The sequence below is a fragment of the Geodermatophilus sp. SYSU D01106 genome (assembly GCF_054049995.1).
Map to the genome: position 1 here is coordinate 137,715 of NZ_JBJGYM010000010.1, position 21,247 is coordinate 158,961.

Annotated in this window: 19 protein-coding genes and 1 riboswitch; of the genes, 10 read left to right on the forward strand and 9 right to left on the reverse strand. The window is 75.3% G+C overall.

The window, feature by feature from the left end; genetic code table 11:
• The first annotated feature begins 136 nt into the window (after positions 1–136).
• The 5 genes from ACI78R_RS12950 to ACI78R_RS12970 all read left to right on the forward strand — a co-directional run bounded on the left by ACI78R_RS12950 (position 137) and on the right by ACI78R_RS12970 (position 6,056).
• The gene (locus ACI78R_RS12950) at positions 137–646 is read left to right on the forward strand and encodes a 2Fe-2S iron-sulfur cluster-binding protein (protein WP_073418440.1); all 510 of its coding nucleotides are present in this window, start codon (positions 137–139) and stop codon (positions 644–646) included.
• Positions 643–1,674: an FAD binding domain-containing protein gene (locus tag ACI78R_RS12955; protein WP_457041013.1), complete on the forward strand. Its 1,032-nt coding sequence runs from the start codon at positions 643–645 to the stop codon at positions 1,672–1,674. The genes ACI78R_RS12950 and ACI78R_RS12955 overlap by 4 nt, the downstream gene beginning before the upstream one ends.
• Positions 1,671–3,761: a xanthine dehydrogenase family protein molybdopterin-binding subunit gene (locus ACI78R_RS12960; protein ID WP_457041014.1), complete on the forward strand. Its 2,091-nt coding sequence runs from the start codon at positions 1,671–1,673 to the stop codon at positions 3,759–3,761. The genes ACI78R_RS12955 and ACI78R_RS12960 overlap by 4 nt, the downstream gene beginning before the upstream one ends.
• A 14-nt stretch (positions 3,762–3,775) precedes the next feature.
• The gene (locus tag ACI78R_RS12965) at positions 3,776–4,102 is read left to right on the forward strand and encodes a hypothetical protein (RefSeq protein WP_457041015.1); all 327 of its coding nucleotides are present in this window, start codon (positions 3,776–3,778) and stop codon (positions 4,100–4,102) included.
• Positions 4,103–4,271: 169 nt separating this feature from the next.
• A complete protein-coding gene (locus ACI78R_RS12970) occupies positions 4,272–6,056 on the forward strand; it encodes a DEAD/DEAH box helicase (RefSeq protein WP_073419486.1) in 1,785 nt (594 codons plus the stop codon).
• 92 nt (positions 6,057–6,148) lie between these two features.
• Here ACI78R_RS12970 and ACI78R_RS12975 read toward each other — a convergent pair whose 3' ends face one another.
• The 3 genes from ACI78R_RS12975 to ACI78R_RS12985 all read right to left on the reverse strand — a co-directional run bounded on the left by ACI78R_RS12975 (position 6,149) and on the right by ACI78R_RS12985 (position 10,726).
• Positions 6,149–9,079 (reverse strand): helix-turn-helix transcriptional regulator, encoded by a 2,931-nt coding sequence (locus ACI78R_RS12975; RefSeq protein WP_457041016.1) that lies wholly within the window; start codon positions 9,077–9,079, stop codon positions 6,149–6,151.
• A gap of 71 nt (positions 9,080–9,150) precedes the next feature.
• On the reverse strand, positions 9,151–9,282 hold the full coding sequence (locus ACI78R_RS12980) for a hypothetical protein (RefSeq protein WP_336030049.1): 132 nt from the start codon (positions 9,280–9,282) through the stop codon (positions 9,151–9,153).
• A 148-nt stretch (positions 9,283–9,430) separates the two neighbouring features.
• Positions 9,431–10,726 carry an MFS transporter gene (locus tag ACI78R_RS12985; RefSeq protein WP_457041017.1) on the reverse strand — a complete coding sequence of 432 codons (1,296 nt, stop codon included), beginning with the start codon at positions 10,724–10,726 and terminating at the stop codon, positions 9,431–9,433.
• Positions 10,727–10,810: 84 nt separating this feature from the next.
• Between ACI78R_RS12985 and ACI78R_RS12990 the strand changes: the two genes are divergently transcribed.
• The 3 genes from ACI78R_RS12990 to ACI78R_RS13000 all read left to right on the forward strand — a co-directional run bounded on the left by ACI78R_RS12990 (position 10,811) and on the right by ACI78R_RS13000 (position 14,293).
• Positions 10,811–12,199 carry a glucose-6-phosphate dehydrogenase gene (locus ACI78R_RS12990; protein ID WP_457041018.1) on the forward strand — a complete coding sequence of 463 codons (1,389 nt, stop codon included), beginning with the start codon at positions 10,811–10,813 and terminating at the stop codon, positions 12,197–12,199.
• Positions 12,200–12,407: 208 nt separating this feature from the next.
• Positions 12,408–13,679, forward strand: coding sequence for an ArgE/DapE family deacylase (locus tag ACI78R_RS12995; protein WP_457041019.1), 1,272 nt, complete (start codon positions 12,408–12,410; stop codon positions 13,677–13,679).
• Positions 13,676–14,293, forward strand: a complete 618-nt coding sequence (locus tag ACI78R_RS13000) for an HD domain-containing protein (RefSeq protein WP_457041020.1) — start codon at positions 13,676–13,678, stop codon at positions 14,291–14,293. The genes ACI78R_RS12995 and ACI78R_RS13000 overlap by 4 nt, the downstream gene beginning before the upstream one ends.
• Here ACI78R_RS13000 and ACI78R_RS13005 read toward each other — a convergent pair.
• Positions 14,265–14,540 (reverse strand): DUF4031 domain-containing protein, encoded by a 276-nt coding sequence (locus ACI78R_RS13005; RefSeq protein WP_073418424.1) that lies wholly within the window; start codon positions 14,538–14,540, stop codon positions 14,265–14,267. The two genes, ACI78R_RS13000 and ACI78R_RS13005, sit on opposite strands and share 29 nt — an antisense overlap.
• A gap of 35 nt (positions 14,541–14,575) precedes the next feature.
• On the opposite strand from ACI78R_RS13005, the gene ACI78R_RS13010 reads away from it, so the two are divergent.
• Complete coding sequence (locus tag ACI78R_RS13010; RefSeq protein ID WP_457041021.1) at positions 14,576–15,571, forward strand: Gfo/Idh/MocA family protein; 996 nt, start codon at positions 14,576–14,578, stop codon at positions 15,569–15,571.
• Position 15,572: 1 nt separating this feature from the next.
• On the opposite strand, the gene ACI78R_RS13015 is transcribed toward ACI78R_RS13010, so the two are convergent.
• Complete coding sequence (locus tag ACI78R_RS13015) at positions 15,573–16,358, reverse strand: DUF72 domain-containing protein (RefSeq protein WP_457041022.1); 786 nt, start codon at positions 16,356–16,358, stop codon at positions 15,573–15,575.
• A gap of 24 nt (positions 16,359–16,382) precedes the next feature.
• Here ACI78R_RS13015 and ACI78R_RS13020 point away from each other — a divergent pair, with 24 nt between their 5' ends.
• A complete protein-coding gene (locus ACI78R_RS13020; protein ID WP_073418418.1) occupies positions 16,383–16,796 on the forward strand; it encodes a VOC family protein in 414 nt (137 codons plus the stop codon).
• Positions 16,797–17,239: 443 nt separating this feature from the next.
• Here the strand turns inward: ACI78R_RS13020 and groL are convergent, their stop codons facing one another.
• The 4 genes from groL to thrC form a co-directional block, all read right to left on the reverse strand.
• Complete coding sequence (groL, locus tag ACI78R_RS13025) at positions 17,240–18,868, reverse strand: chaperonin GroEL (RefSeq protein WP_073418416.1); 1,629 nt, start codon at positions 18,866–18,868, stop codon at positions 17,240–17,242.
• Between the two features lie 218 nt (positions 18,869–19,086).
• The gene (locus ACI78R_RS13030) at positions 19,087–19,269 is read right to left on the reverse strand and encodes a hypothetical protein (RefSeq protein WP_457041023.1); all 183 of its coding nucleotides are present in this window, start codon (positions 19,267–19,269) and stop codon (positions 19,087–19,089) included.
• 80 nt (positions 19,270–19,349) lie between these two features.
• Positions 19,350–19,550, reverse strand: coding sequence for a cold-shock protein (locus ACI78R_RS13035; RefSeq protein WP_073418412.1), 201 nt, complete (start codon positions 19,548–19,550; stop codon positions 19,350–19,352).
• A 208-nt stretch (positions 19,551–19,758) separates the two neighbouring features.
• The gene (gene thrC, locus ACI78R_RS13040; RefSeq protein ID WP_457041024.1) at positions 19,759–21,060 is read right to left on the reverse strand and encodes a threonine synthase; all 1,302 of its coding nucleotides are present in this window, start codon (positions 21,058–21,060) and stop codon (positions 19,759–19,761) included.
• Between the two features lie 12 nt (positions 21,061–21,072).
• A riboswitch (SAM riboswitch) is annotated at positions 21,073–21,196 on the reverse strand.
• Positions 21,197–21,247: the final 51 nt, after the last annotated feature.

Sequence of the window (21,247 nt, forward strand, 5' to 3'; positions counted from 1 at the left end):
CTACGGGGCACCTCTGACAGGAATCCGCAGGTCAGGGGCAGTGCCGTATCACCCGATCGGGAGACACGGCGAAACGAGACGCCGACGTCCGGATTCCCCGGTTACCGCGCGACGGCCAGCGGGCACCGACGAGCCCATGGACGCCGACATCAGGCTCACGGTGGACGGCGAGCTGCACGAGCTCACCGTCGACACCCGCACCACCCTGCTCGACCTCCTCCGCGAGCGGCTGGGCAACACCAGCCCGAAGAAGGGCTGCGACCACGGCCAGTGCGGCGCCTGCACGGTGATCCTCGACGGCGAGCGCGCCCTGCTCTGCCTCGCCCTCGCCGTCGCCCACGACGGTGCGGAGATCACGACGGCGAACGGCCTCGCACCCGAGGGCGAGCTCCACCCGGTGCAGCAGGCCTTCCTCGACCACGACGCCTTCCAGTGCGGCTACTGCACGCCCGGGCAGGTCTGCTCGGCCGTCGGCCTCCTCAGCGAGGTCGACCGCGGCTGGCCGAGCCACGCCACCGCCGACCTCACGAGCGACCCCGAGCTCAGCGACGCCGAGGTCAGCGAGCGGATGAGCGGCAACCTCTGCCGCTGCGCCGCCTACGCCACCATCACCCCGGCGGTGCAGCAGGCCGGCGGTGCCCGGTGAAGCCGTTCGCCTTCACCCGCCCCGGCTCCGTCGCCGAGGCCGTCCGCGAGGTCAGCGCCGAGCCCAACGCCGTCTTCCTCGGCGGCGGCACCAACCTCGTCGACCACCTCAAGCTCGGCGTCGCCCGGCCCGACCTCGTGGTCGACGTCCGCACCCTCACCTCGCGGGAGACCACCGACACCGACGACGGCGGCCTGCTGGTCGGCGCCGCCGTCAGCAACAGCGAGCTCGCCGCCGACCGCCGGGTCCGCGAGCGCTACCCGGTGCTCGCCCAGGCCCTGCTCGCCGGCGCGAACGGCCAGCTGCGCAACCTCGCGACCGTCGGCGGCAACCCGCTGCAGCGCACCCGCTGCGTCTACTTCCAGGACGTCACCACCGCCTGCAACAAGCGCGAGCCCGGCAGCGGCTGCGCGGCGGTCGGCGGATACACCCGCTACCACGCCGTCCTGGGCGTCCCGGCCGCGCTGCCCGACGCCACCGCGGCGGAGACGTGCATCGCCACGCACCCCTCCGACATGGCGGTGGCGCTGGCCGCCCTCGACGCCGTCGTCCACGTCCTCGGCCCGCAGGGCGCGCGCACGCTGCCCTTCCGCGAGCTGCACCGGCTCCCCGGCGACGACCCGAGCCGCGACACCGTCCTCGGGCACGGCGACCTCGTCACCGCCATCGAGCTCCCGCCGCTGCCGATGGCCGCCCGCTCCACCTACCGCAAGGTCCGCGACCGCGCGTCCTACGCCTTCGCGCTCGTCTCGGTCGCCGCCGCGCTCGACCTCGACGGCGACACCGTGCGCGACGTGCGCCTGGCCCTCGGCGGCGTCGCGCACGTGCCCTGGCGCGCGACCCGCGCCGAGGAGGTGCTGCGCGGCGGCCCCGCCACCGAGCACGCCTTCCGCGCCGCCGCCGAGGCCGAGCTCGCCGCCGCCCAGCCGCAGCCCGGCGTCGACGGCGGCAACGGCTTCAAGATCCCGCTGCTCACCCGCACGATTCCCGCCACCCTGCGCGACCTGACCGAGGGAGCGACCTCGTGACCGACCTCCTCGAGCCCCGCGCCATGGGCCGCGACCTGGTCCGCCGCGACGGCGTCCAGAAGGTCCGCGGCACCGCCACCTACGCGTACGAGACGCCGGTGGAGTCGCCGGCGTTCTGCCACCCCGTCCAGGCCACCGTCGCCCGCGGGCGCATCACCGGCATCGACACCGAGGCCGCCGAGGCGCTCGACGGGGTCCTCGCCGTGCTCACCTCCGAGAACGCCGAGCGGCTGGCCTCCACCGACGACGCCGAGCTGGCCGTGCTGCAGTCCCCCGACGTCGCCTTCCGCGGCCAGGTGGTGGGCGTCGTCGTCGCCGAGACGTCCGAGCTCGCCCGGCAGGGCGCCGACCTCGTCGTCGTCACCTACGCCGAGCAGGAGCACGACAGCGCGCTCACGGTCGACCACCCCGGCCTCTACGCCCCGGAGAAGGTCAACCCGTCCTACGACACCGACGTCGTCCAGGGCGACGTCGACGCCGAGCTCGCCGCCAGCGCCGTCGTCGTCAGCCACACCTACGCGACGGCGATGGTGCACAACAACCCGCTCGAGCCGCACGCCTCCACGGCACTGTGGGACGGCTCCTCGCTGACCCTGTGGGACTCGACCCAGGGCGTGCACCCCGACCGCAAGGCCGTGTGCACGGTCTTCGGGCTGGAGGAGGAGCAGGTCCGGGTCGTCTGTCCCTACGTCGGTGGCGGGTTCGGCTCCAAGGGCACCCCGCACGCCAACGTCGTCCTGGTGACCATGGCCGCCCGCGCACTGCCCGGCCGGCCGGTGAAGCTCGCCCTCACCCGCCAGCAGATGTTCAGCCTCGCCGGCTACCGGACGCCGACCATCCAGAGGATGCAACTCGGCGCCGACCGCGACGGCCGCATCCGGGCCCTCACCCTCGACGTCGTCGAGCAGACCTCCCGGATCAAGGAGTTCGCCGAACAGACCGGCGTCCCCGCCCGGATGATGTACACCGCGAACGCCCGGCGGACGACGCACCGGCTGGCCGCCCTCGACGTCCCGGTGCCCTCCTGGTTCCGCGCGCCCGGCGAGTGCCCCGGCATGTTCGGCCCCGAGGTCGCGATGGACGAGCTGGCGCACGAGCTCGGCATCGACCCGATCGAGCTGCGCGTCCGCAACGACCCCGAGCGCGACCCCGAGACCGGCCAGCCGTGGTCGAGCCGGCACCTGGTGGAGTGCCTGCGCGAGGGCGCCGAGCGCTTCGGCTGGGCCGGGCGCGACCCGCGGCCGGGCGTGCGCCGCGAGGGCCGCTGGCTGGTCGGCACCGGCGTCGCGTCGTCGGTCTACCCGACCATGCGCCAGGCGCAGTCGACCGCCGACGTGCGCTTCGAGCACGGCCGCTACGTCGTCGAGATCGGCGCCGCCGACCTCGGCACCGGCGCCTGGACGGTGCTGCCGCAGATCGCCGCGGACGCGCTCGGGGTCGACGTCGACGACGTCGAGGTGCGCATCGGCGACACCCGCTACCCCATCGCCTCGGTGGCCGGCGGCTCGTCGGGCACCAACACGTGGGGCTCGGCGATCGCCGTGGCGGCGCGCGAGTTCCGCGGCAAGTTCGGCTCCGACCCGCGCGACGGCGACGAGGCGTCGGGCCAGGTGGACCAGGCCGACACCGACGACGAGCACGCCACCTACGCGTTCGGCGCCCAGTTCGTCGAGGCGCGGGTCGACGTCGACACCGGCGAGGTCCGGGTGCCGCGGCTGCTCGGCGTCTTCGCCTGCGGGCGCATCCTCAACCCGCGCACCGCCCGCTCCCAGTTCATCGGCGGCATGACCATGGGCCTGTCCATGGCGCTGCACGAGAACAGCGTCTGGGACCCGCGGATCGGGCAGGTGGCCAACCACGACCTCGCCGAGTACCACGTGACGGTCAACGCCGACGTCGGCGACGTGCAGGCGCACTGGCTCGACGAGGAGGACCCCTACGTCAACGTCATGGGCGCCAAGGGCATCGGCGAGATCGGCATCGTCGGGACGGCGGCCGCGGTGTCCAACGCGGTGTGGCACGCCACCGGGGTCCGGGTGCGCGAGCTGCCGGTGACGCTGGACCGGCTGCTGCCGGCGCTCCCCTGAGCCATCATCGACCGGTGGCCGCCAGGGACCTGCAGGACCTCGTCCGGCGCCGGCTGTGGGAGCTCGGCGAGACCGTGCACCAGGCCTCCCGCCGCGCCCGCGGCGCGGTGGGGCCGGAGGTGCTCGAGCGGCTCGCGCACACCCGCGGCTGGGCGCTGATCAGCCCGTGGATGGCCGGGCACCTCGCGCGCGCCCTCGACGTGCCGGAGAACCGCGTGCGCCGGGCCGCCGGCCTGCCCGAGGTGACCGACCCCCGCACCGACGTGCCCACCGGGCCGCACCTGCGGCTGGTGCACGGCGGGGCGTCCCGGCCCGGGACGGGTGAGGCGTCCGAGGCGTGACGGACCGGTCCGGCCGCCGTGTGAGGAGCGCCACGCCGCGACCGCCCCGCTGAGGGAAACCGCAGGTCAGCAGCGTACGGACCGTCGCGTATACGACGCCCCCGCGGAGGCGCGCGGGAGGTGACCGGTCGGGCGTGTCTCGCGGACGCCAGGCAGGATGGCTCCCGAGATGGCGAGCGCAGCACGGGCCGGGGCGGTCGCCCCGCAGACGACCAGCCGACCGCTCCGGGTGTGGCAGCAGGCCGCCCTCGAGCGCTACGAGGACTCCTCCCCCAAGGACTTCCTCGTCACCGCGACCCCGGGCGCGGGCAAGACGACCTTCGCCCTGACGCTGGCCGCGCGGCTGCTGCAGCGGCGCGAGGTCGCCCGCGTGATCGTCGTCTGCCCGACCGACCACCTGCGGCTGCAGTGGGCCGACGCCGCCGACCGGCTCGGCATCGTGCTCGACCCCGGCCTGACCAACGCCGTCGGCCCGGTGCGCGCCGGCACCCAGGGCTACGTGACGACGTACGCGCAGGTGGCGGGCAAGCCGATGCTGCACGCGGCGCGCGCCACCGCCGTCAAGACGCTGGTGATCCTCGACGAGGTCCACCACGCCGGTGACGGCCTGTCCTGGGGCGAGGCGATCGAGGAGGCCTACGGCTTCGCCGCCCGCCGGCTGTGCCTGACCGGGACGCCGTTCCGCACCAAGCCCGACGAGCGGATCCCCTTCGTGCGCTACGAGGAGGACGGCTTCGAGGGCGACTCGGCCGACGGCGCCGGCCTGGTCAGCCGCGCGGACTACACCTACGGCTACAAGGAGGCGCTGGCCGACAACGTCGTCCGCCCGGTCGTCTTCGCCGCCTACACCGGCACCGCGCGCTGGCGGAACTCCGCCGGCGAGGTCGTCGCCGCGTCGCTGTCGGAGGCCGGCACGCGCTCGGTGGAGATGGCCGCCTGGCGCACCGCGCTGGACCCCAAGGGCCAGTGGGTGCCGCACGTCATCGCCGCCATGGACGACCGGATCACGCACCTCCGCGAGGAGGGCGGCATGCCCGACGCCGCCGGGCTGATCCTCGCCAGCGACCAGGACGACGCCCGCGCCTACGCCAAGATCGTCCGCCGGGTGACCGGCAAGGCGCCCGAGCTGATCCTCTCCGACGACCCCAAGGCGTCGAAGAAGATCGAGCGGTTCGCCACCGGCTCGGCGCGGATCGCCGTCTGCGTCCGGATGATCTCCGAGGGCGTCGACGTCCCGCGCGCCGCCGTCCTCGCGTGGATGACCTCCTACCGGACGCCGCTGTTCTTCGCCCAGGCCGTCGGCCGCGTCGTCCGGTCTCGGGCGTCGCACGAGACCGCCACCGTGTTCCTCCCCGCCGTCCGGCCGCTGCTCGGCCTGGCCGCGTCGATGGAGAAGGAGCGCAACCACGTCATGCCGCCGCCGAAGGCGCAGGACCCGGAGGCGCTCGACCTCGACCCGCTGCCGCCCAAGGAGCGCGAGGCGGTCGGGCTCAAGCAGTGGGAGGCGCTGGAGGCCGACGCCCGCTTCGCGCACGTGCTGCACGGCGGCACGGCGCACACCGGCTCCGACGGCGGTGTCGCCGTGGCGCCCGAGGACGAGGACTTCCTCGGCATCCCCGGCCTGCTCACCGCCGAGCAGACGGCGTCGCTGCTCGCCCGCCGCGACGACGAGCTGCGGCTGCGGATCGCCCAGCGGGTGCACGACGACGACACCGGCGAGCTGCCGCTCGTCGAGGACCACCCCGACGAGGACGACGCCGGCCGCTCCTGGCGCGACGCCGCCGAGCTGCGCCGGGAGGTCAACCGGCTCGTCGCCCGCGTGGCGGCGAAGACGTCGCGGCCGCACGGCGTCGTGCACACGGAGCTGCGCAAGTCCGTGCCCGGGCCGCCGTCGGCCTCGGCGTCGGTCGAGGTGCTGCGCGCCCGCCGGGAACGCCTCCGCACCATGCTCTGACACCGCGGCCAGGTGCCGTCCCCGGCCTGCGCCGAGCCCGCCCGGCCGCTCGTCGGGGACCCTCCGGGCCCCGCTCCTCCCGGACCCCGCACTCAGGAGACGGGCAGCAGGCCCCGCGACGCCGCGACGGCGACCGCCTCCGTGCGGGAGCCGGCGCCGAGCTTGGCCAGGATGTTGCTCACGTGCACGCTGGCGGTCTTCTCGCTGATGTAGAGCTCGCGGCCGATCTGCCGGTTGGTGCGGCCCCGGGCGAGCAGCGCCAGCACCTCGGTCTCGCGCGGGGTGAACACCGCCGCCGCGTCGACCACCCGGCCGGCGCCGGGCAGCTCGAGCCGGGCGCGGCGGGCCAGCGCGGTCACCGCGTCGAGCAGCGGCGCCGCGCCCAGCGAGCGGGCGGTCGCGGCCGCCGCGGTCAGCGGCGCGAGCGCGGCCTCGCGGTCCCCCGCGGCCACCAGCGCCTCGGCCAGCCGCCACCGGCAGCGGGCCTCCTCGTAGACGTGCCCGTAGCCGAACGCCTCGACGGCGGCCGCCCACAGCGCGGGCTCGGCCCGGCCGGCCAGCCGCGCGGCCTCCGCCTCCATCCGGGCGAGCCACGCCGCCGCCTCGACGCCGTGCGGCCCGACGGACCGCGTGTGGTCCTCGACCGCCTCCCGCCCCAGCGCGAGCAGCGCCTCTCCCGCCGCCGTCCACTCCGCCGCCGCGGCGGCGTCCCCGGCGAGGCGGGCCGCGGCGACGGCGTCGCCCACCGGGGCCAGCGCCGTGGTGACCAGCCGGAGGACGGCGAGCCGCTCGGGCCCCCACAGCCGCCGGAGCGCGGCGTCGGCGTCGGTGGCGGCGCGCACCGCGGTGGCCGGGTCGCCGGTCCAGGCGGCGTGGTCGATCTCCGCGCCCGCCGTGGCCAGGAGCAGCAGCACGTGCGCGTCGAGCCGGCCGACGAGCCCGCGCGCCCAGGCGATCCGCTCGGCGGCCACCGGGTCGCCGCGGCCGACCTGCACGAGCAGCCCCGCCGCCCGCACGTGCGCGGCCATCTCCGGCATCCGGGCCAGCCGGTCGGCCAGCGCCAGGCTGCCGTCCCAGTCGCCGCGGACGTAGCGCGACACCACGCCCAGGTGGCGCAGCTCCGCGGCGTAGAACGACCACTCGACGCCGAGCTCCCGCGCCCGGGCCAGCCCGACGTCGCTCCAGCGCAGCGTCTCCTCCGACGCCCCCGCCTCGTAGGCGACGATCGCCAGGTTGAACAGCACCCGCATCTCGACGTCGGGGTCGCCGGAGCGCCGGGCCCGCACGAGGGCCTCCTCCAGCCGCGCGGGCAGCTCCTCGCCGCCGTGCGAGCGGGCCAGCGAGACCGCGACGTCGGCCCAGGCGCTGTCCAGGCCCAGTGCGTCGGCCGAGGCCAGCGCCTCCTCGGCGGCGGCGTCGCCCTCCGCGCGGCGGCCCACCTCGTAGCAGGCCCGGGCGTGCGTGGCCGCGGCCCAGGTGCGCGCCAGCGACGGCGGGTCGGCCGGGACCAGCGCCATCGCCGCCGAGGTCTCGCGCACCGCGGCGGCCTGGTCCTCGATGCGGGCCAGCGCCTGTGCCAGCGTGTAGTGCACCTTCGCCCGCATCACCGGGTCGCCGTCGGGCCCGAGCACGTCCTGGGCCGCGCGCAGCAGCGCCACCGCCCGGTGCAGCTCGCCGCTGCGGCGGGCGGCGGCCGAGGTCTGCTTGAGCAGCTCGACCTGGCTGCGCCCCGCGCGGGCGGCGGCGTCGGGGACGGCCGGCCACAGCGCGAGCGCGGCCTCCAGGTGCTGCAGCCGCTCGGCGGGGGCACCGGCGCGCCCGGCCTCGTCCGCGGCCTCCAGCGACGCCGTGAGCGCGCCCGGCAGGTCGTTGCTCTCCTGCAGGTGGTGGGCCCGCTCGGCCGCCGTGCCCGCGCCGGGGACGGCGGCCAGGTGCGCGGCCACGGCGGCGTGCAGCCGCACCCGCTCGCCGGGCAGCAGGTCGGCCAGCACGGCCTCGCGGAGCAGCGCGTGCCGGAAGCGGTAGGCGCCGTCGGGGTCGACGACGAGCAGGTGCGAGTGCACGGCCTCGGCCAGCGCGCGCTCGAGGTCGCCGTCGGACGGCCCGCCGACGGCGGACAGCAGCTCGTGGCGCACCCGCCGCCCGGCCACCGCGACGCCCCGCAGCACCTGCTGGGCAGCCGGCGACAGCTGCTCCACCCGGGCGAGCAGAACGTCGGTGAGCGCCCACGGCAGCGTCTCGCCCGCGAGGCCGGCGGCCAGCAGCTCCTCGGCGTAGAAGGCGTTGCCCTCGGCGCGCGCCACGACGTCGTCGACCGTGCGGTCGTCCACCCCGGCGGCCAGGCCGCGCACCAGCTCCTCGACGGCGGGGTCGGGCAGCGGGCCGAGGTCGAGCCGCTCGACGCCGGGCAGCCGCACCAGCTCGGCCAGCAGCGGGCGCAGCGGGTGCCGCCGGTGCAGGTCGTCGGAGCGGTAGGAGGCGACGACGGCGACCGGCTCGTCGGCCAGCCGGGCGAGCAGGTAGCGCAGCAGGTCGCGGCTCGAGCGGTCGGCCCAGTGCAGGTCCTCCAGCAGCACGAGCACCGGCGCCTGCGCGGCGAGCGAGGCGAGCGCGCCGGCGACCGCCTCGAACAGCTGCAGCCGGCCGTCGTCGACCGGCGGGCGCAGCGCGCGCACCGCGGCGTCGAGGTCGGCGCCGTCGGACTCGGCCGCCCGCGTCCGGGCGGCGAACAGCCCGGCCGCGCCCTCGCCGAGCTCGGCGGCCACGGGGCGCAGCAGGTCCACGAAGGGCAGGTAGGGCAGGCCCACCTCGCCGAGGTCGACGCAGTGCCCGGTGAGCACCCGCAGGCCGCGGCCGGCGGCCCGGGCGGCCAGCTCGTCGAGCAGCCGCGACTTGCCGACGCCGGCGTCGCCGGCCACCAGCACCGCCGAGCCGCGCCCGGCCGCCGCGCGGTCGACGGCGGACTCCAGCGCGGCGATCTCCCGCGCGCGGCCCACCAGGGGTCGGTCCTCCCACCGCGGCACGTCGCCGATCGTGGCACGCGCCGCGGACAGGACGGGCCGGCCCCGGTCGCGGGCCGCCCGCGCGGGGGACGTCAGGCCGCCCGCCGGGTGCGCCGCAGCCGCCAGGGGCCGCGCCGGGTGCGGGTGTTGTGCCCGATCGCCTGCAGGACCTCGCGCCGGTAGGCCAGCTCCGCCTCGAGCCCGGGGTTGGGGTAGATGCTCACGGCCGTCTCCTCGTGTCGTCGTCCCGTGTGGACGACGACCACGGTCGGCGTGAGGCGGCACCCCGGGCATCGGTCGACCGCGCAGTCCCCGGCGCGCGTGGCGGCCTGAGTGCGGCCTGAGGGGGTCTGAGGCCCCCTCAGACGGGCCTCAGCGGAGCTCGGTGCCCCTCGTCTCGGGCAGCGTGAGGATGCCGAGGAAGGCGACCACGGCGGCACCGGCGACGTACCAGAAGAACACCGTGGGCATGCCGCGGTCGGAGAGGAACGTGATCAGCAGCGGCGCCGTCCCGCCGAACAGCGCGACGGTCGTGTTGTACCAGGCGCCGATGCCGGTGGCCCGCAGCTCCGTGGGGAACAGCTCGCTCATGATCGCCGGCGCGAGGGAGGCCATCGCGGCGTACAGGCCCAGCCCGACGCAGAACACGACGACCAGCGAGACCAGGTCGTCGCGGACGAGGTAGGACAGCGGGACGACGAGCACCGCCGTCGCCGCCGACCAGGCGAGCAGCACCGGCTTGCGGCCGACCCGGTCCGACAGCGCGCCGTAGGGGTAGCAGAGCGCGATGAACAGGGCGGTGCCGATGGACAGCGCGATGAAGACGTCGTTGCCGTCGGCCTCGCGGAAGTTCACGGCGAACGGGGTCAGCGCGCTGAAGAAGGTGTAGTAGCTCAGCGTCGACAGCAGCGTGAAGGCGCACAGCTGCAGCACCGACCGCGGGTGCTCCTTGATCGTGCGCAGCAGCGGGTTCGTCGTCGCCCGCGCCTTCTCCGCGTTCTCCTCGAAGCTCTCGCTCTCGCTCAGCGAGCGGCGCAGCCACAGGCCGACGAAGCCGAGCAGCCCGCCGACGGCGAAGGCGATCCGCCAGCCGTAGGACTCCAGCTGCGCCTGGTCGAGCACGCCGGTGAGCAGCACGCCGAGCAGCGAGGCGAGCAGCAGGGCCGTCCCGGTGGAGATGTAGAAGAACGCCGAGTACCGGCCCCGCCGCGCCGGCGGGGCGATCTCCGCGAGGTAGGCCGAGGCGCCCGACACCTCGCCGCCGAGGCTCAGGCCCTGCGCGATGCGCGCCAGCAGCAACAGGATCGGCGCGAACCAGCCGACCTGCTCGTAGGTGGGCAGGAGCGCGATCACCAGCGAGCCGCCGGCCATCAGCAGGATGGTCAGGAGCATGCCGGCCTTGCGGCCGCGCAGGTCGGCGAAGCGGCCGATGAGCACCCCGCCCAGCGGCCGGAAGAAGAACGCCAGCGCGTAGGTCGACGTCGTCCCGATCAGCGCCAGCGCCTCGTTCTCCGACGGGAAGAACTGCCCGGAGAAGTACACGAGGAAGGTGGCGTACACCGTCCAGTCGAACCACTCGACGGCGTTGCCGATGCTGGCCGACACCAGCGTCCGCACCGGCAGCCTGTGCTGCTCGGCGGTGCCCTGCCTGCTCGCCGTCTGCGCCATGGGCACCGACGCTAGTGAGGGACGGCACACCCGGCAGGTCGAACCCGGCGCGCGCCGCCTCCGGGGCGGGAGAAGGCTGGGGACGTGGCCGACCTCTCCCCCACCGTCTTCGTCCTCTACGGCGCCACCGGCGACCTCGCCGCGCGCATGGTGCTGCCCGCCTTCGACCAGCTCGAGCGGCGCGGGCTGCTGCCCCCGGACTGGCGGCTGGTCGGCAGCGGCCGCGGGGAGCGGTCCGACGACGACTTCCGCAGCATCGTCCGCGACGCCCTGTCCGAGCACGGCGACGGTGAGCCCGCCGACGGCCTGCTCGACCGGCTGCGCTTCGCCGGCGGTGGCTTCACCCCCGAGGACCCGGGTCAGCTGGTCGACGCCGTCGCCGCGGCCCGCGAGGAGCTCGGCGGCGACGCCCAGCTCGTGCACTACCTCGCCGTCCCGCCGGGCGCGTTCGAGGGCATCACCCGCGGTCTCGACGCCCACGGCCTCGCCGCCGGCGCCCGCGTCGTGTTCGAGAAGCCCTACGGCACCTCGCCCGACGCGTTCCGCGAGCTCGACGAGCTGGTGCACTCCGTCCTCGACGAGGAGCAGGTCTTCCGCATCGACCACTTCCTCGGCAAGGAGGGCACCCAGGACCTGCACGTCCTGCGCTTCGCCAACGGGCTGTTCAGCTCGGTGTGGAGCCGCGAGCACGTGGCGCAGGTGCAGATCGACGTGCCCGAGACCCTCGACGTCGCCGACCGCGCCGAGTTCTACGACGCCACCGGCGCCACGCTCGACATGCTGGTCACCCACCTGTTCCAGGTGGCCGCCGAGGTGGCCATGGAGCCGCCGGTCTCGCTGCGCCCGGCCGACCTGCAGGAGGCGCGGGAGGCGGTGCTGGCCGCGTTCCGGCCGCTGGCCCGGGAGGACGTCGTCCTCGGGCAGTTCGAGGGCTACCGCGACCTCGACGACGTCCCCGACGACAGCCGCACCGACACCTTCGTGGCCGCCCGGCTGTGGGTGGACACCGACCGCTGGCGCGACGTGCCGTTCCTGCTGCGCACCGGCAAGCGCATGGCCGAGGGCCACCAGCGGGTCACGCTGGTCATGAAGCGGCCCGACGGCCCGGCCGGCCCCACGCCCGGCGGCGGCAACACGGTGTCGCTGTCCCTGTCCGGCGCGGGCGAGCTGGACCTGGGCCTGGTGACCAAGCGGCCCGGTCCCGACCTGGAGATGGCGGTGGCCGAGGCGACGCTGGACCTGGGCAAGGTCGACGGCGGCCAGCCGCTGCCGGCCTACGCCTCGCTGATCCACGACGTGCTCGTGGGCGACCGATCGCTGTTCACCACCGGCGCGGGGCTCGAGCAGGCCTGGCGGGCGGTGCGGCCGGTGCTGGACGCCCCGCCGGAGGTGCAGCCCTACGCGCCCGGCTCCTGGGGGCCGGCGGACGCGCAGGCGCTCGCCGACCCGTGCGGGTGGGTGCTGGGGAGTTGAGGTCCGGACCGGGCTCTGGTCGCCTCGCGGCGAGTTGCACAACACGGCTCCAGGCCCCCGGCCGAGGCCGGGGCGGTAGTCCGTGGAGGCGGTATCCAATTGGCACCCGGGGACACAGAATCGCCCGGTCCGGACGACACCGACGGTACCCCTCCCCGGGCCGCGGTACACGGGTCGGGCCGGATCCGGCGTGCCAGACTGCCGAGCCGTGGCCGACCTGACCCCGACCGAGGCCGCCGTGCTCGACGCCGTGGACGAGGCCGCCGCCGTCGACCTGCTGTGCCGGCTGGTCGCCGTCCCCTCCGTGGGCGGCACCGCGGCCGAGTCGGAGGTGCAGCACCTCGTCGCCGCCGAGCTCGACGGGCTGGGCTGCGACGTCGACCGCTGGGCCGTCGACCTCGCCGCCGCGGCGACCGCGCCGGACGCGCCCGGTCAGGAGGTCGGGCGCGAGGAGGCGTGGGGCGTCGTCGGCACGCTGCCCGGCGCCGACGACGGCGACCCCGCGCTGGTGCTGTGCGGGCACACCGACGTCGTCCCGACCGGCGACCGGGCGCTGTGGGACGGCGACCCGTTCACCCCGCGGATCGTCGGCGGCGACGTGCTCGGGCGCGGCGCCTGCGACATGAAGGGCGGGGTCGCCGCGTCGCTGGCGGCGCTGGCCGCGATCCGGGCGGCCGGGGTGCGGCTGCGCCGGCCGGTGGCGCTGCACAGCGTCGTCGGCGAGGAGGACGGCGGCCTCGGCGCGTGGGCGACGCTGGCCCGCGGGCACCGCGGCGACGCCTGCGTCATCCCCGAGCCCACCGACGGCGCGCTGGTCACCGCCGCCGCCGGGGCGCTCACCTTCCGCCTGGAGGTGTCCGGCCTTGCCGCGCACGCCGCGATGCGCGACCGCGGGGTGAGCGCGGTGGAGCTGTTCGCCGAGGTGCACGCCGACCTGCGGGCCTTCGAGGCCGACCGGCAGCGCGACGCCGACACGCGCTTCGCCGGCGAGCGCTACCCGTACGGGCTCTCGATCGGCACCGTGCGCGCCGGTGACTGGGCCTCCACCGTCCCCGACCGACTGGTCGCCGAGGGCCGCTACGGCGTCCGGCTGGGCGAGTCGCCGGCCGCCGCCCGCGCGGCGTTCGAGGCGCGGGTCGCCGGCTTCTGCGCCGGGCACCCGTGGCTCGCCGTGCACCCGGTGCGGGTCACCTGGACCGGCGGCGCCTTCGCGCCCGGCGAGCTCCCGCCCGGGGACGCGCTCCTCGCCGACGTGCGCGGCGCGGTGGTCGACGCCGGGGGCCGCGAGCCCGCCGAGCGAGCCGTGAACGCCGGTACCGACCTGCGCCTCTACGCCGCCGCCGGCATCCCCGCGCTGCACCTCGGCCCGGGCGACCTGCACCTGGCGCACGGCCCGGCCGAGCGGGTGCCCGTCGCCGAGGTGACGGCGGTGGCGCGGGCGCTCGCGTTGCTCACCCTGCGCCGCTGCGGGGTCGCGTGATCGGCCAGGCGGACTTCGCCGCGCTCACCGGTGACTCCCCCGCCGCGCGCGACGAGTGGGCCGCCGTCGTGGCCGCGTGGAGCGAGCCGCACCGCCGCTACCACGACCTGCGCCACCTGGCCGCCGTCCTCGGGCTGGTCGGCGAGCTGGGCGCGGCCGCCACCGACCCGGCCGCCGTCGCGCTGGCCGCCTGGTACCACGACGTCGTGTACGACCCCCGCCGCGGCGACAACGAGCGGGCCAGCGCCGACCGCGCGCGGGCGGGCCTCGCCGGGCTGGTGCCGGAGGCGCGGCTGGCCGAGGTGGAGCGGCTGGTGCTGCTCACCGCCGGGCACGCCGCGGAGCCCGGCGACACGAACGGCGCGGTGCTCTGCGACGCCGACCTCGCCGTGCTGGCCGGGCCGCCGGAGGCCTACGCCGCCTACGCGTCCGCGGTCCGCGAGGAGTACGGCCACCTGCCCGACGACGTCTTCACCGCCGGGCGCACCGCCGTGCTCGAGTCGCTGCTGGAGCTGCCCGCGCTCTACCGGCTGCCGGCCACCCGGGAGTGGGAGCCGCGGGCGCGGGCCAACCTGGCCGCGGAGCTCAGCCTGCTGCGCGGTCGCGCTTCCTGACCCGCAGGCCCGCCGCCGTCAGCCGCGCGAGCAGCTCGCGGGCGCCCACGGGCTCCGCGCCGGCGGCCACCGCGACGTCGTACAGGTCCTCGGGGACGTCGTAGTGGTCGCCCTGGAAGGCCCGCCGCGGGATGCCGAGCTCGGCGGCGACGAACGCGTGCAGCTCCTCGTGGGAGACGTCGCTGACCAGGTGGGACCACCGGCGGCCGCGCCATGGCCAGACGGGACTGTCGATCAGCACGGACACGAGGTGCAGTCTGCCCTCCGGCTACGGTCGTCGCCGTGGGCAACGAGATCCGCTGGGGCGTCGTCGGGCCGGGGCGCATCGCGCAGAGCGTGATGGGCGACTTCGGGCACGTGGAGGGGGCACGGCCGGTGGCCGTGGCGTCCCGCTCGGCCGACCGGGCGCAGGCGTTCGCGCAGCAGCACGGGCTGGAGCGGGCGTACGGCTCGTACGCCGAGATCGTCGCCGACCCCGACGTCGACGTCCTCTACCTCGCCACCCCGCACCCGCAGCACCACGCGGTGGCGCTCGCGGCGATCGAGGCCGGCAAGGCGCTGCTGGTGGAGAAGGCGTTCACCGCGACGACGGCCGGCGCGCGGGATGTGGTCGACGCCGCCCGCGCGAGCGGGGTGTTCGTCATGGAGGCGATGTGGACCCGCTTCCAGCCGGCCGTCGTCCGGATGCGGGAGCTGATCGCCGACGGCGCCATCGGCGAGGTGCGCTCGGTGCAGGCCGACCTCGGCGTCGACCGCGCCTACGACCCCGCCGACCGGCTGTTCGCCCTCGAGCTCGGCGGCGGCGCGCTGCTCGACCTCGGCGTGTACGTCGTCTCCTTCGCCCAGATGCTGCTCGGCGCGCCGGACCGGGTCACCGCCGCCGGGTCCACGTTCCCCACCGGCGCCGACGCCGAGGCCGCGCTGCTCCTCACGTACGACGACGGCCGCAGCGCCACGCTGACCACCTCGCTGCGCTACCCGACGCCCGGGCAGGCGCGGGTGTTCGGCACCGGCGGCTGGATCGACGTCCTCCCCCGCTTCCACCACCCGGCGACGATCGTCCTGCACCGCACCGGCGCCGACCCGGAGGAGATCACCCTCCCGCCGGACGGCACGGGCTACTCGCACGAGCTGGCCGAGGTGACGCGCTGCCTGCAGGCGGGCCGCACGGAGAGCGACGTCATGCCGCTGACCGACACCCTGGCGGTGCAGGACGTCCTCGAGCAGGCGGCGCACCAGCTCGGCGTCCACCACCGCGAGGACCCGCACGCCCTGTAGGTCAGGCGGCCGCCCAGGCCGATCCGGTGGCCTGCTCCGGGGTCGGCACGCGGGTGGGTGTGCGCCCGGCCCGCCGCACCGCGCCGGCCAGCGCGACGGCGTCGACGACGGCGGCCCCGCCCGGGTCGTTGTTGAGGTAGACGAACACGTCCTCGTCGTCGGCGTAGGCCGCCGCCAGGCGCTGTGCCCACTCCTCGAGCACCGCCGGCGGGTAGCCCCAGCCCTCCGCGCCGGTGTGCAGCCGGAGGTAGCCCCAGCCGGCGGTGCGCCACAGCGGGGTGACCGGCCGCTCGGCGCGGTCGGCCCAGCACAGCGCCGCGCCGTAGCGCTCGAGCAGGTCGCGGACCTCGTCGGTCTCCCACGTGACGTGCCGCGGCTCGACGGCGACGCGGACGCCGGGCGGGAAGCAGGCGAGGCAGTCGCGCAGCAGGCCGGCGTCGGCCTTGAGCGTGGGCGGCAGCTGCAGCAGGACGACGTCGAGCCGGTCGCCGAGGCCCTCGGCGTGCTGCACGAGGCGGGCCACCGGCTCCTCGGGCTCGCGCAGCCGCTTGACGTGGGTGAGGAAGCGGCTCGCCTTGACCGCCCAGCGGTAGTCGGGCGGGGTGCGCTCGCGCCAGGCGGCGAAGGTCTCGCGGGCGGGCAGCCGGTAGAAGGCCGCGTTGCTCTCGACCGTGGCGAAGTGCTGCGCGTGGTGCTCCAGCCACAGCCGCTGCGGCAGGCGCTGCGGGTAGAAGCGGCCGCGCCAGTCGCGGTACTGCCACCCCGAGGTCCCGATCACCACGGCCACGCCGTCGGCCTACCCTGCGCCCCCATGGCCGACGCACCCGCCCGCTTCAAGGACCTCTGCATCGACGCCCGCGACCACCAGGCGCTCGCCGACTGGTGGTGCGCCGCCATGGGCTACGTCCGCCGGGACGAGGTGGCGCCACCCGAGCCGGGCTGGACGCGGCCGCGGGAGTGGCCGGTGCCGATCGTCGACCCGGCGGGCGCCGGGCCGCTGATCTGGGTCAACCCGGTGCCCGAGGAGAAGGTGGTGAAGAACCGCGTGCACCTCGACGTCGTCGGCGACTCCGCAGCGCTGCAGGCCGCCGGTGCCACGGTGGTGCGGGCGTCCGACGAGCGCCCCGGCCACGAGGCGGACGAGGACGCCGGGGAGATCGGCTGGGACGTGCTCGCCGACCCCGAGGGCAACGAGTTCTGCTGCTTCCCGCCCCCGCGGGACTGACGCCCGTCGCCCATCGACGACTTCAGGGAAGTCGTCGCCTGGAGCCGTCCGCGGACGACGACTTCCCCGAAGTCGCGGCTACGCCGGTGCCGTGCCTGCCGAGGAGGGCGAGCCACTCGCCGTCCCGCTCGGCCAGTCGCACGCCTCGAGCGAGCCGGTGTGCCACGGGGGCGGGACAACCCGCATCGCGCAGGGCCACCGCCAGAGCCTCGAGCATCCAGTCCTGCACGACAGGGCCCCGGGCACGAGGTCACCGTAGGGGCGCCCGGGACGACCACACGGCAGGAGCCCTCTCCCGCCGGCGGAGAGGGCGCTCACCGTGTGGTCGTCCTCCGCGGAACGCCGCGCGGACGCCGACAGGGGCGGCCCCGCGTGGTGCGGGACCGCCCCTGCCGGGCAGTGCTGGTGGTGCGGTGCCCCTCAGTGCGAGGAGCGGGCGGGACTCAGAAGTCCATGCCGCCCATGCCGCCGTCGGCGCCCGGCATGGCCGGGGCGGACTTCTCCGGCTTGTCGGCGATGACGGCCTCGGTGGTGAGGAAGAGCGCCGCGATGGAGGCGGCGTTCTGCAGCGCCGAGCGGGTGACCTTGGCCGGGTCGATGATGCCGGCCGAGACCAGGTCCACGTACTCGCCGGTGGCGGCGTTGAGGCCGTGGCCCACCTCGGAGTTGCGCACCTTCTCCGCCACGACGCCGCCCTCGAGGCCGGCGTTGACGGCGATCTGCTTCAGCGGGGCCTCGAGCGCAACGCGCACGATGTTGGCACCGGTCGCCTCGTCACCCTCGAGCTCGAGCTTGTCGAACGCGACGGCGGTGGCCTGCGCGAGGGCGACGCCACCACCGGCGACGATGCCCTCCTCGACGGCGGCCTTGGCGTTGCGCACCGCGTCCTCGATGCGGTGCTTGCGCTCCTTGAGCTCGACCTCGGTTGCGGCGCCGGCCTTGATGACGGCGACGCCACCGGCCAGCTTGGCCAGGCGCTCCTGGAGCTTCTCGCGGTCGTAGTCGGAGTCCGACTTGTCGATCTCGTTGCGGATCTGGTTGACCCGGCCGGCGATCTGCTCGCTGTCACCGGCGCCCTCGACGATCGTCGTCTCGTCCTTGGTGACGACGACCTTGCGGGCGCGGCCCAGGAGGGAGACGTCGGCGGTGTCGAGCTTGAGGCCGACCTCCTCGCTGATGACCTGGCCACCGGTGAGGATGGCGATGTCGGTCAGCATGGCCTTGCGGCGGTCGCCGAAGCCGGGGGCCTTGACGGCCAGCGACTTGAAGGTGCCGCGGATCTTGTTCACGACCAGGGTCGCGAGGGCCTCGCCCTCGACGTCCTCGGCGATGATGGCCAGCGGCTTGCCCGACTGCATGACCTTCTCCAGCAGCGGGAGCAGGTCCTTGACCGAGCTGATCTTCGAGTTGACGACGAGCACGTACGGGTCGTCGAGGACGGCCTCCATGCGCTCGGGGTCGGTCACGAAGTAGGGCGAGATGTAGCCCTTGTCGAAGCGCATGCCCTCGGTGAGCTCGAGCTCGAGGCCGAAGGTGTTGCTCTCCTCGACGGTGATGACGCCTTCCTTGCCGACCTTGTCCATCGCCTCGGCGATGAGCTCGCCGATGGCGGGGTCAGCGGCGGAGATCGACGCGGTGGCGGCGATCTGCTCCTTGGTCTCGACGTCCTTGGCGGTCGAGAGGAGGTACTCGGTGACCGAGGCGACGGCCTTCTCGATGCCCTTCTTCAGGGCCATCGGGTTCGCGCCGGCGGCGACGTTGCGCAGACCCTCGCGGACGAGCGCCTGGGCGAGCACGGTGGCGGTGGTGGTGCCGTCACCCGCGACGTCGTCGGTCTTCTTCGCGACCTCCTTGACCAGCTCGGCGCCGATCTTCTCCCAGGGGTCCTCGAGCTCGATCTCCTTGGCGATGCTCACACCGTCGTTGGTGATGGTGGGAGCGCCCCACTTCTTCTCGAGGACGACGTTGCGGCCCTTGGGGCCGAGCGTCACCTTGACGGCGTCGGCGAGGGTGTTCATGCCCCGCTCGAGGCCGCGGCGCGCCTCTTCCTCGAAGGCGATCATCTTGGCCATGTGGTGATGTCCTCCATGCATGGATCGCTGCACGGCCGGGACCGGCGCCCGCGACGGACGACACCGGCGCCGCGGACGCTCCGTCGGTCCGCGCTCCGGTGCCTCACCGTTCCGACCTGATTGGCACTCGGCACTGTCGAGTGCCAACCGGAAGTCTGGCACTCGCACCTGCCGAGTGCAAGAACGGGGGGTGGGGGCCGGCTGTTCCCCGGGGCGGGTCAGTCCCTCGGCGGGTCGGCGTGCCAGACCCCCGTCGCGGGGTCCAGCCGCTCGACCAGCACCGCGCCGTCCCCGGTGGGCAGCCACACGCGGTTGCGCCCGTCGTCGTACTTGAGCTCCAGCCCCGGCCGGTGCGCCAGCGCCGGCGCGTCCTCCAGGTAGGTGATCCTCCAGCGCGGCACGGCCGCTCCTCTCGTCCTGGCCCCGGGCACGACCGAGGCCCGGCCCCCGCGGGGGACCGGGCCTCGGGACGGGCGCAGGGTCAGACGGCGCGGACGGCGTCGGCCTGCGGGCCCTTCTCGCCCTGGACGACCTCGAAGGACACGCGCTGGCCCTCGTCGAGGCTCTTGTAGCCGTCCATCTGGATGGCCGAGTAGTGGACGAAGACGTCCTGGCCGCCGTCGACGGCGATGAAGCCGAAGCCCTTCTCGGCGTTGAACCACTTCACGGTGCCCTGTGCCACGTGCGCTCCCACGGTCGTGCGTGCGGACGACCCCCGTGATCCGGGGGCCGGGATCCAGCTCTTCCGCCCGTGATCACGTGCGTGGAACTGACCGCGCGAGACGGTACAACAAGGAGGCCGACGCGGGGAGATCCTCCCCACACGACTCGGCCACGATCGGGTCGGGGATGTCACCCGACCGGATCGGCGCTGACGAGGACTCTACGCCTCAGGAGATGAGGCCCGCCGACCGGACCGACCGCAGCGAGGGCTCCACCCGGTGGGTGAACCCGACCACCGGCAGCAGCGGGTCGAGGGTCTTGAGGCCCTCCCCGGTGTTGAGGACGACGGTCTCCTGCGTGGGGTCGAGCCGGCCGTCCTCGACCAGCTGCCGGAGCACCGCGACGGTGACGCCGCCGGCGGTCTCGGCGAAGACGCCGGTGGTGCGGGCGAGGTCGCGGATGCCCTCGACGATCTGCTCGTCGCCCACCCGGCCGACCGACCCGCCGGTGCGGCGGATGGCGTCGAGCGCGTACGGGCCGTCGGCGGGGTTGCCGATGTTCAGCGACTTCGCGATGCCGGTGGGCTTGACCGGCTTGACGACGTCCCAGCCGTTGTCGAAGGCGGTGGCGATCGGGTCGCAGCCGGCCGACTGGGCGCCGAACACGCGCCACTCGGTGTCGGCGACGATCCCGGCCTTGACCAGCTCCCGCCAGGCCTTGTCGACCTTGGTGAGCAGCGAGCCCGACGCCATCGGGATGACGACCTGGGCCGGGATGCGCCAGCCGAGCTGCTCGGCGATCTCGTAGCCCATCGTCTTCGAGCCCTCGGCGTAGTAGGGCCGCACGTTCTGGTTGACGAAGGCGGTGTCCTCGAACTCATCGGTCTCGGCGAGCTCGCTGGTGAGCCGGTTGACGTCGTCGTAGGAGCCGTCGACGGCGACCAGCGTCTGCCCGTAGACCGCCGACTGCACGACCTTGCCGGGCTCCAGGTCGGACGGGATGAAGACGTAGGACGGCAGGCCGACGCGGGCGGCGTGGGCGGCCACGGAGTTCGCCAGGTTGCCGGTCGAGGCGGCGGCGATCTTGCGGTAGCCGAGCCGCTTGGCCGCGGTGGCGGCGAGGCTGACCACGCGGTCCTTGAACGAGTGCGTCGGGTTGGCCGAGTCGTCCTTGACCCACAGGCCGCCGGTGATGCCGAGCTCGGCGGCGAGCCGGTCGGCGCGGACCAGCGGCGTCATGCCCGGGTCGAGCGAGACGCGGTCGGCCGGGTCCTGGCCCACGGGCAGCAGGGCGGCGTAGCGCCAGATGTTCTGCGGGCCGGCCTCGATCTGCTCGCGGGTGACGGCGGCCATCAGCTCGGGGTCGTAGTCGACCTCCAGCGGGCCGAAGCACTCCGCGCACGCGTGCTCGGCGATCAGGCCGAAGGTGGCGCCGCAGTTGCGACAGACGAGGCCGCGGGCGGGGCTGGGCGGCACGGGGCCGCCGGCAGCGGAGTCGGCCTGGACAGAACCGGGAGCGGTCAGGGTCATGCGACGACTACCTCCTCATCTTCCCCGCGTCGGGCCGTCGAGCCGCGCGGGACGGAATTGGCACCTCTCGCCGCTCGCGCGAGCGCGGTTGCCGGGGCTTCGTCGGGCCGTGTCCCTCTGCCCCTCTGGATGAGTGGAACGCCCCGAGTCTACCCGGGGTCCGGCGGCGGTCCCGGTCCCGGCCATG

Bases quoted from the DNA above. Each gene is read 5' to 3' on its own strand.
- thrC (WP_457041024.1), bottom strand. From the start codon at position 21,060: ATGACCCTGACCGCTCCCGGTTCTGTCCAGGCCGACTCCGCTGCCGGC.
- groL (WP_073418416.1), bottom strand. From the start codon at position 18,868: ATGGCCAAGATGATCGCCTTCGAGGAAGAGGCGCGCCGCGGCCTCGAG.
- ACI78R_RS13020 (WP_073418418.1), top strand. From the start codon at position 16,383: ATGGCCGACGCACCCGCCCGCTTCAAGGACCTCTGCATCGACGCCCGC.
- ACI78R_RS12985 (WP_457041017.1), bottom strand. From the start codon at position 10,726: ATGGCGCAGACGGCGAGCAGGCAGGGCACCGCCGAGCAGCACAGGCTG.
- ACI78R_RS12950 (WP_073418440.1), top strand. From the start codon at position 137: ATGGACGCCGACATCAGGCTCACGGTGGACGGCGAGCTGCACGAGCTC.
- ACI78R_RS12970 (WP_073419486.1), top strand. From the start codon at position 4,272: ATGGCGAGCGCAGCACGGGCCGGGGCGGTCGCCCCGCAGACGACCAGC.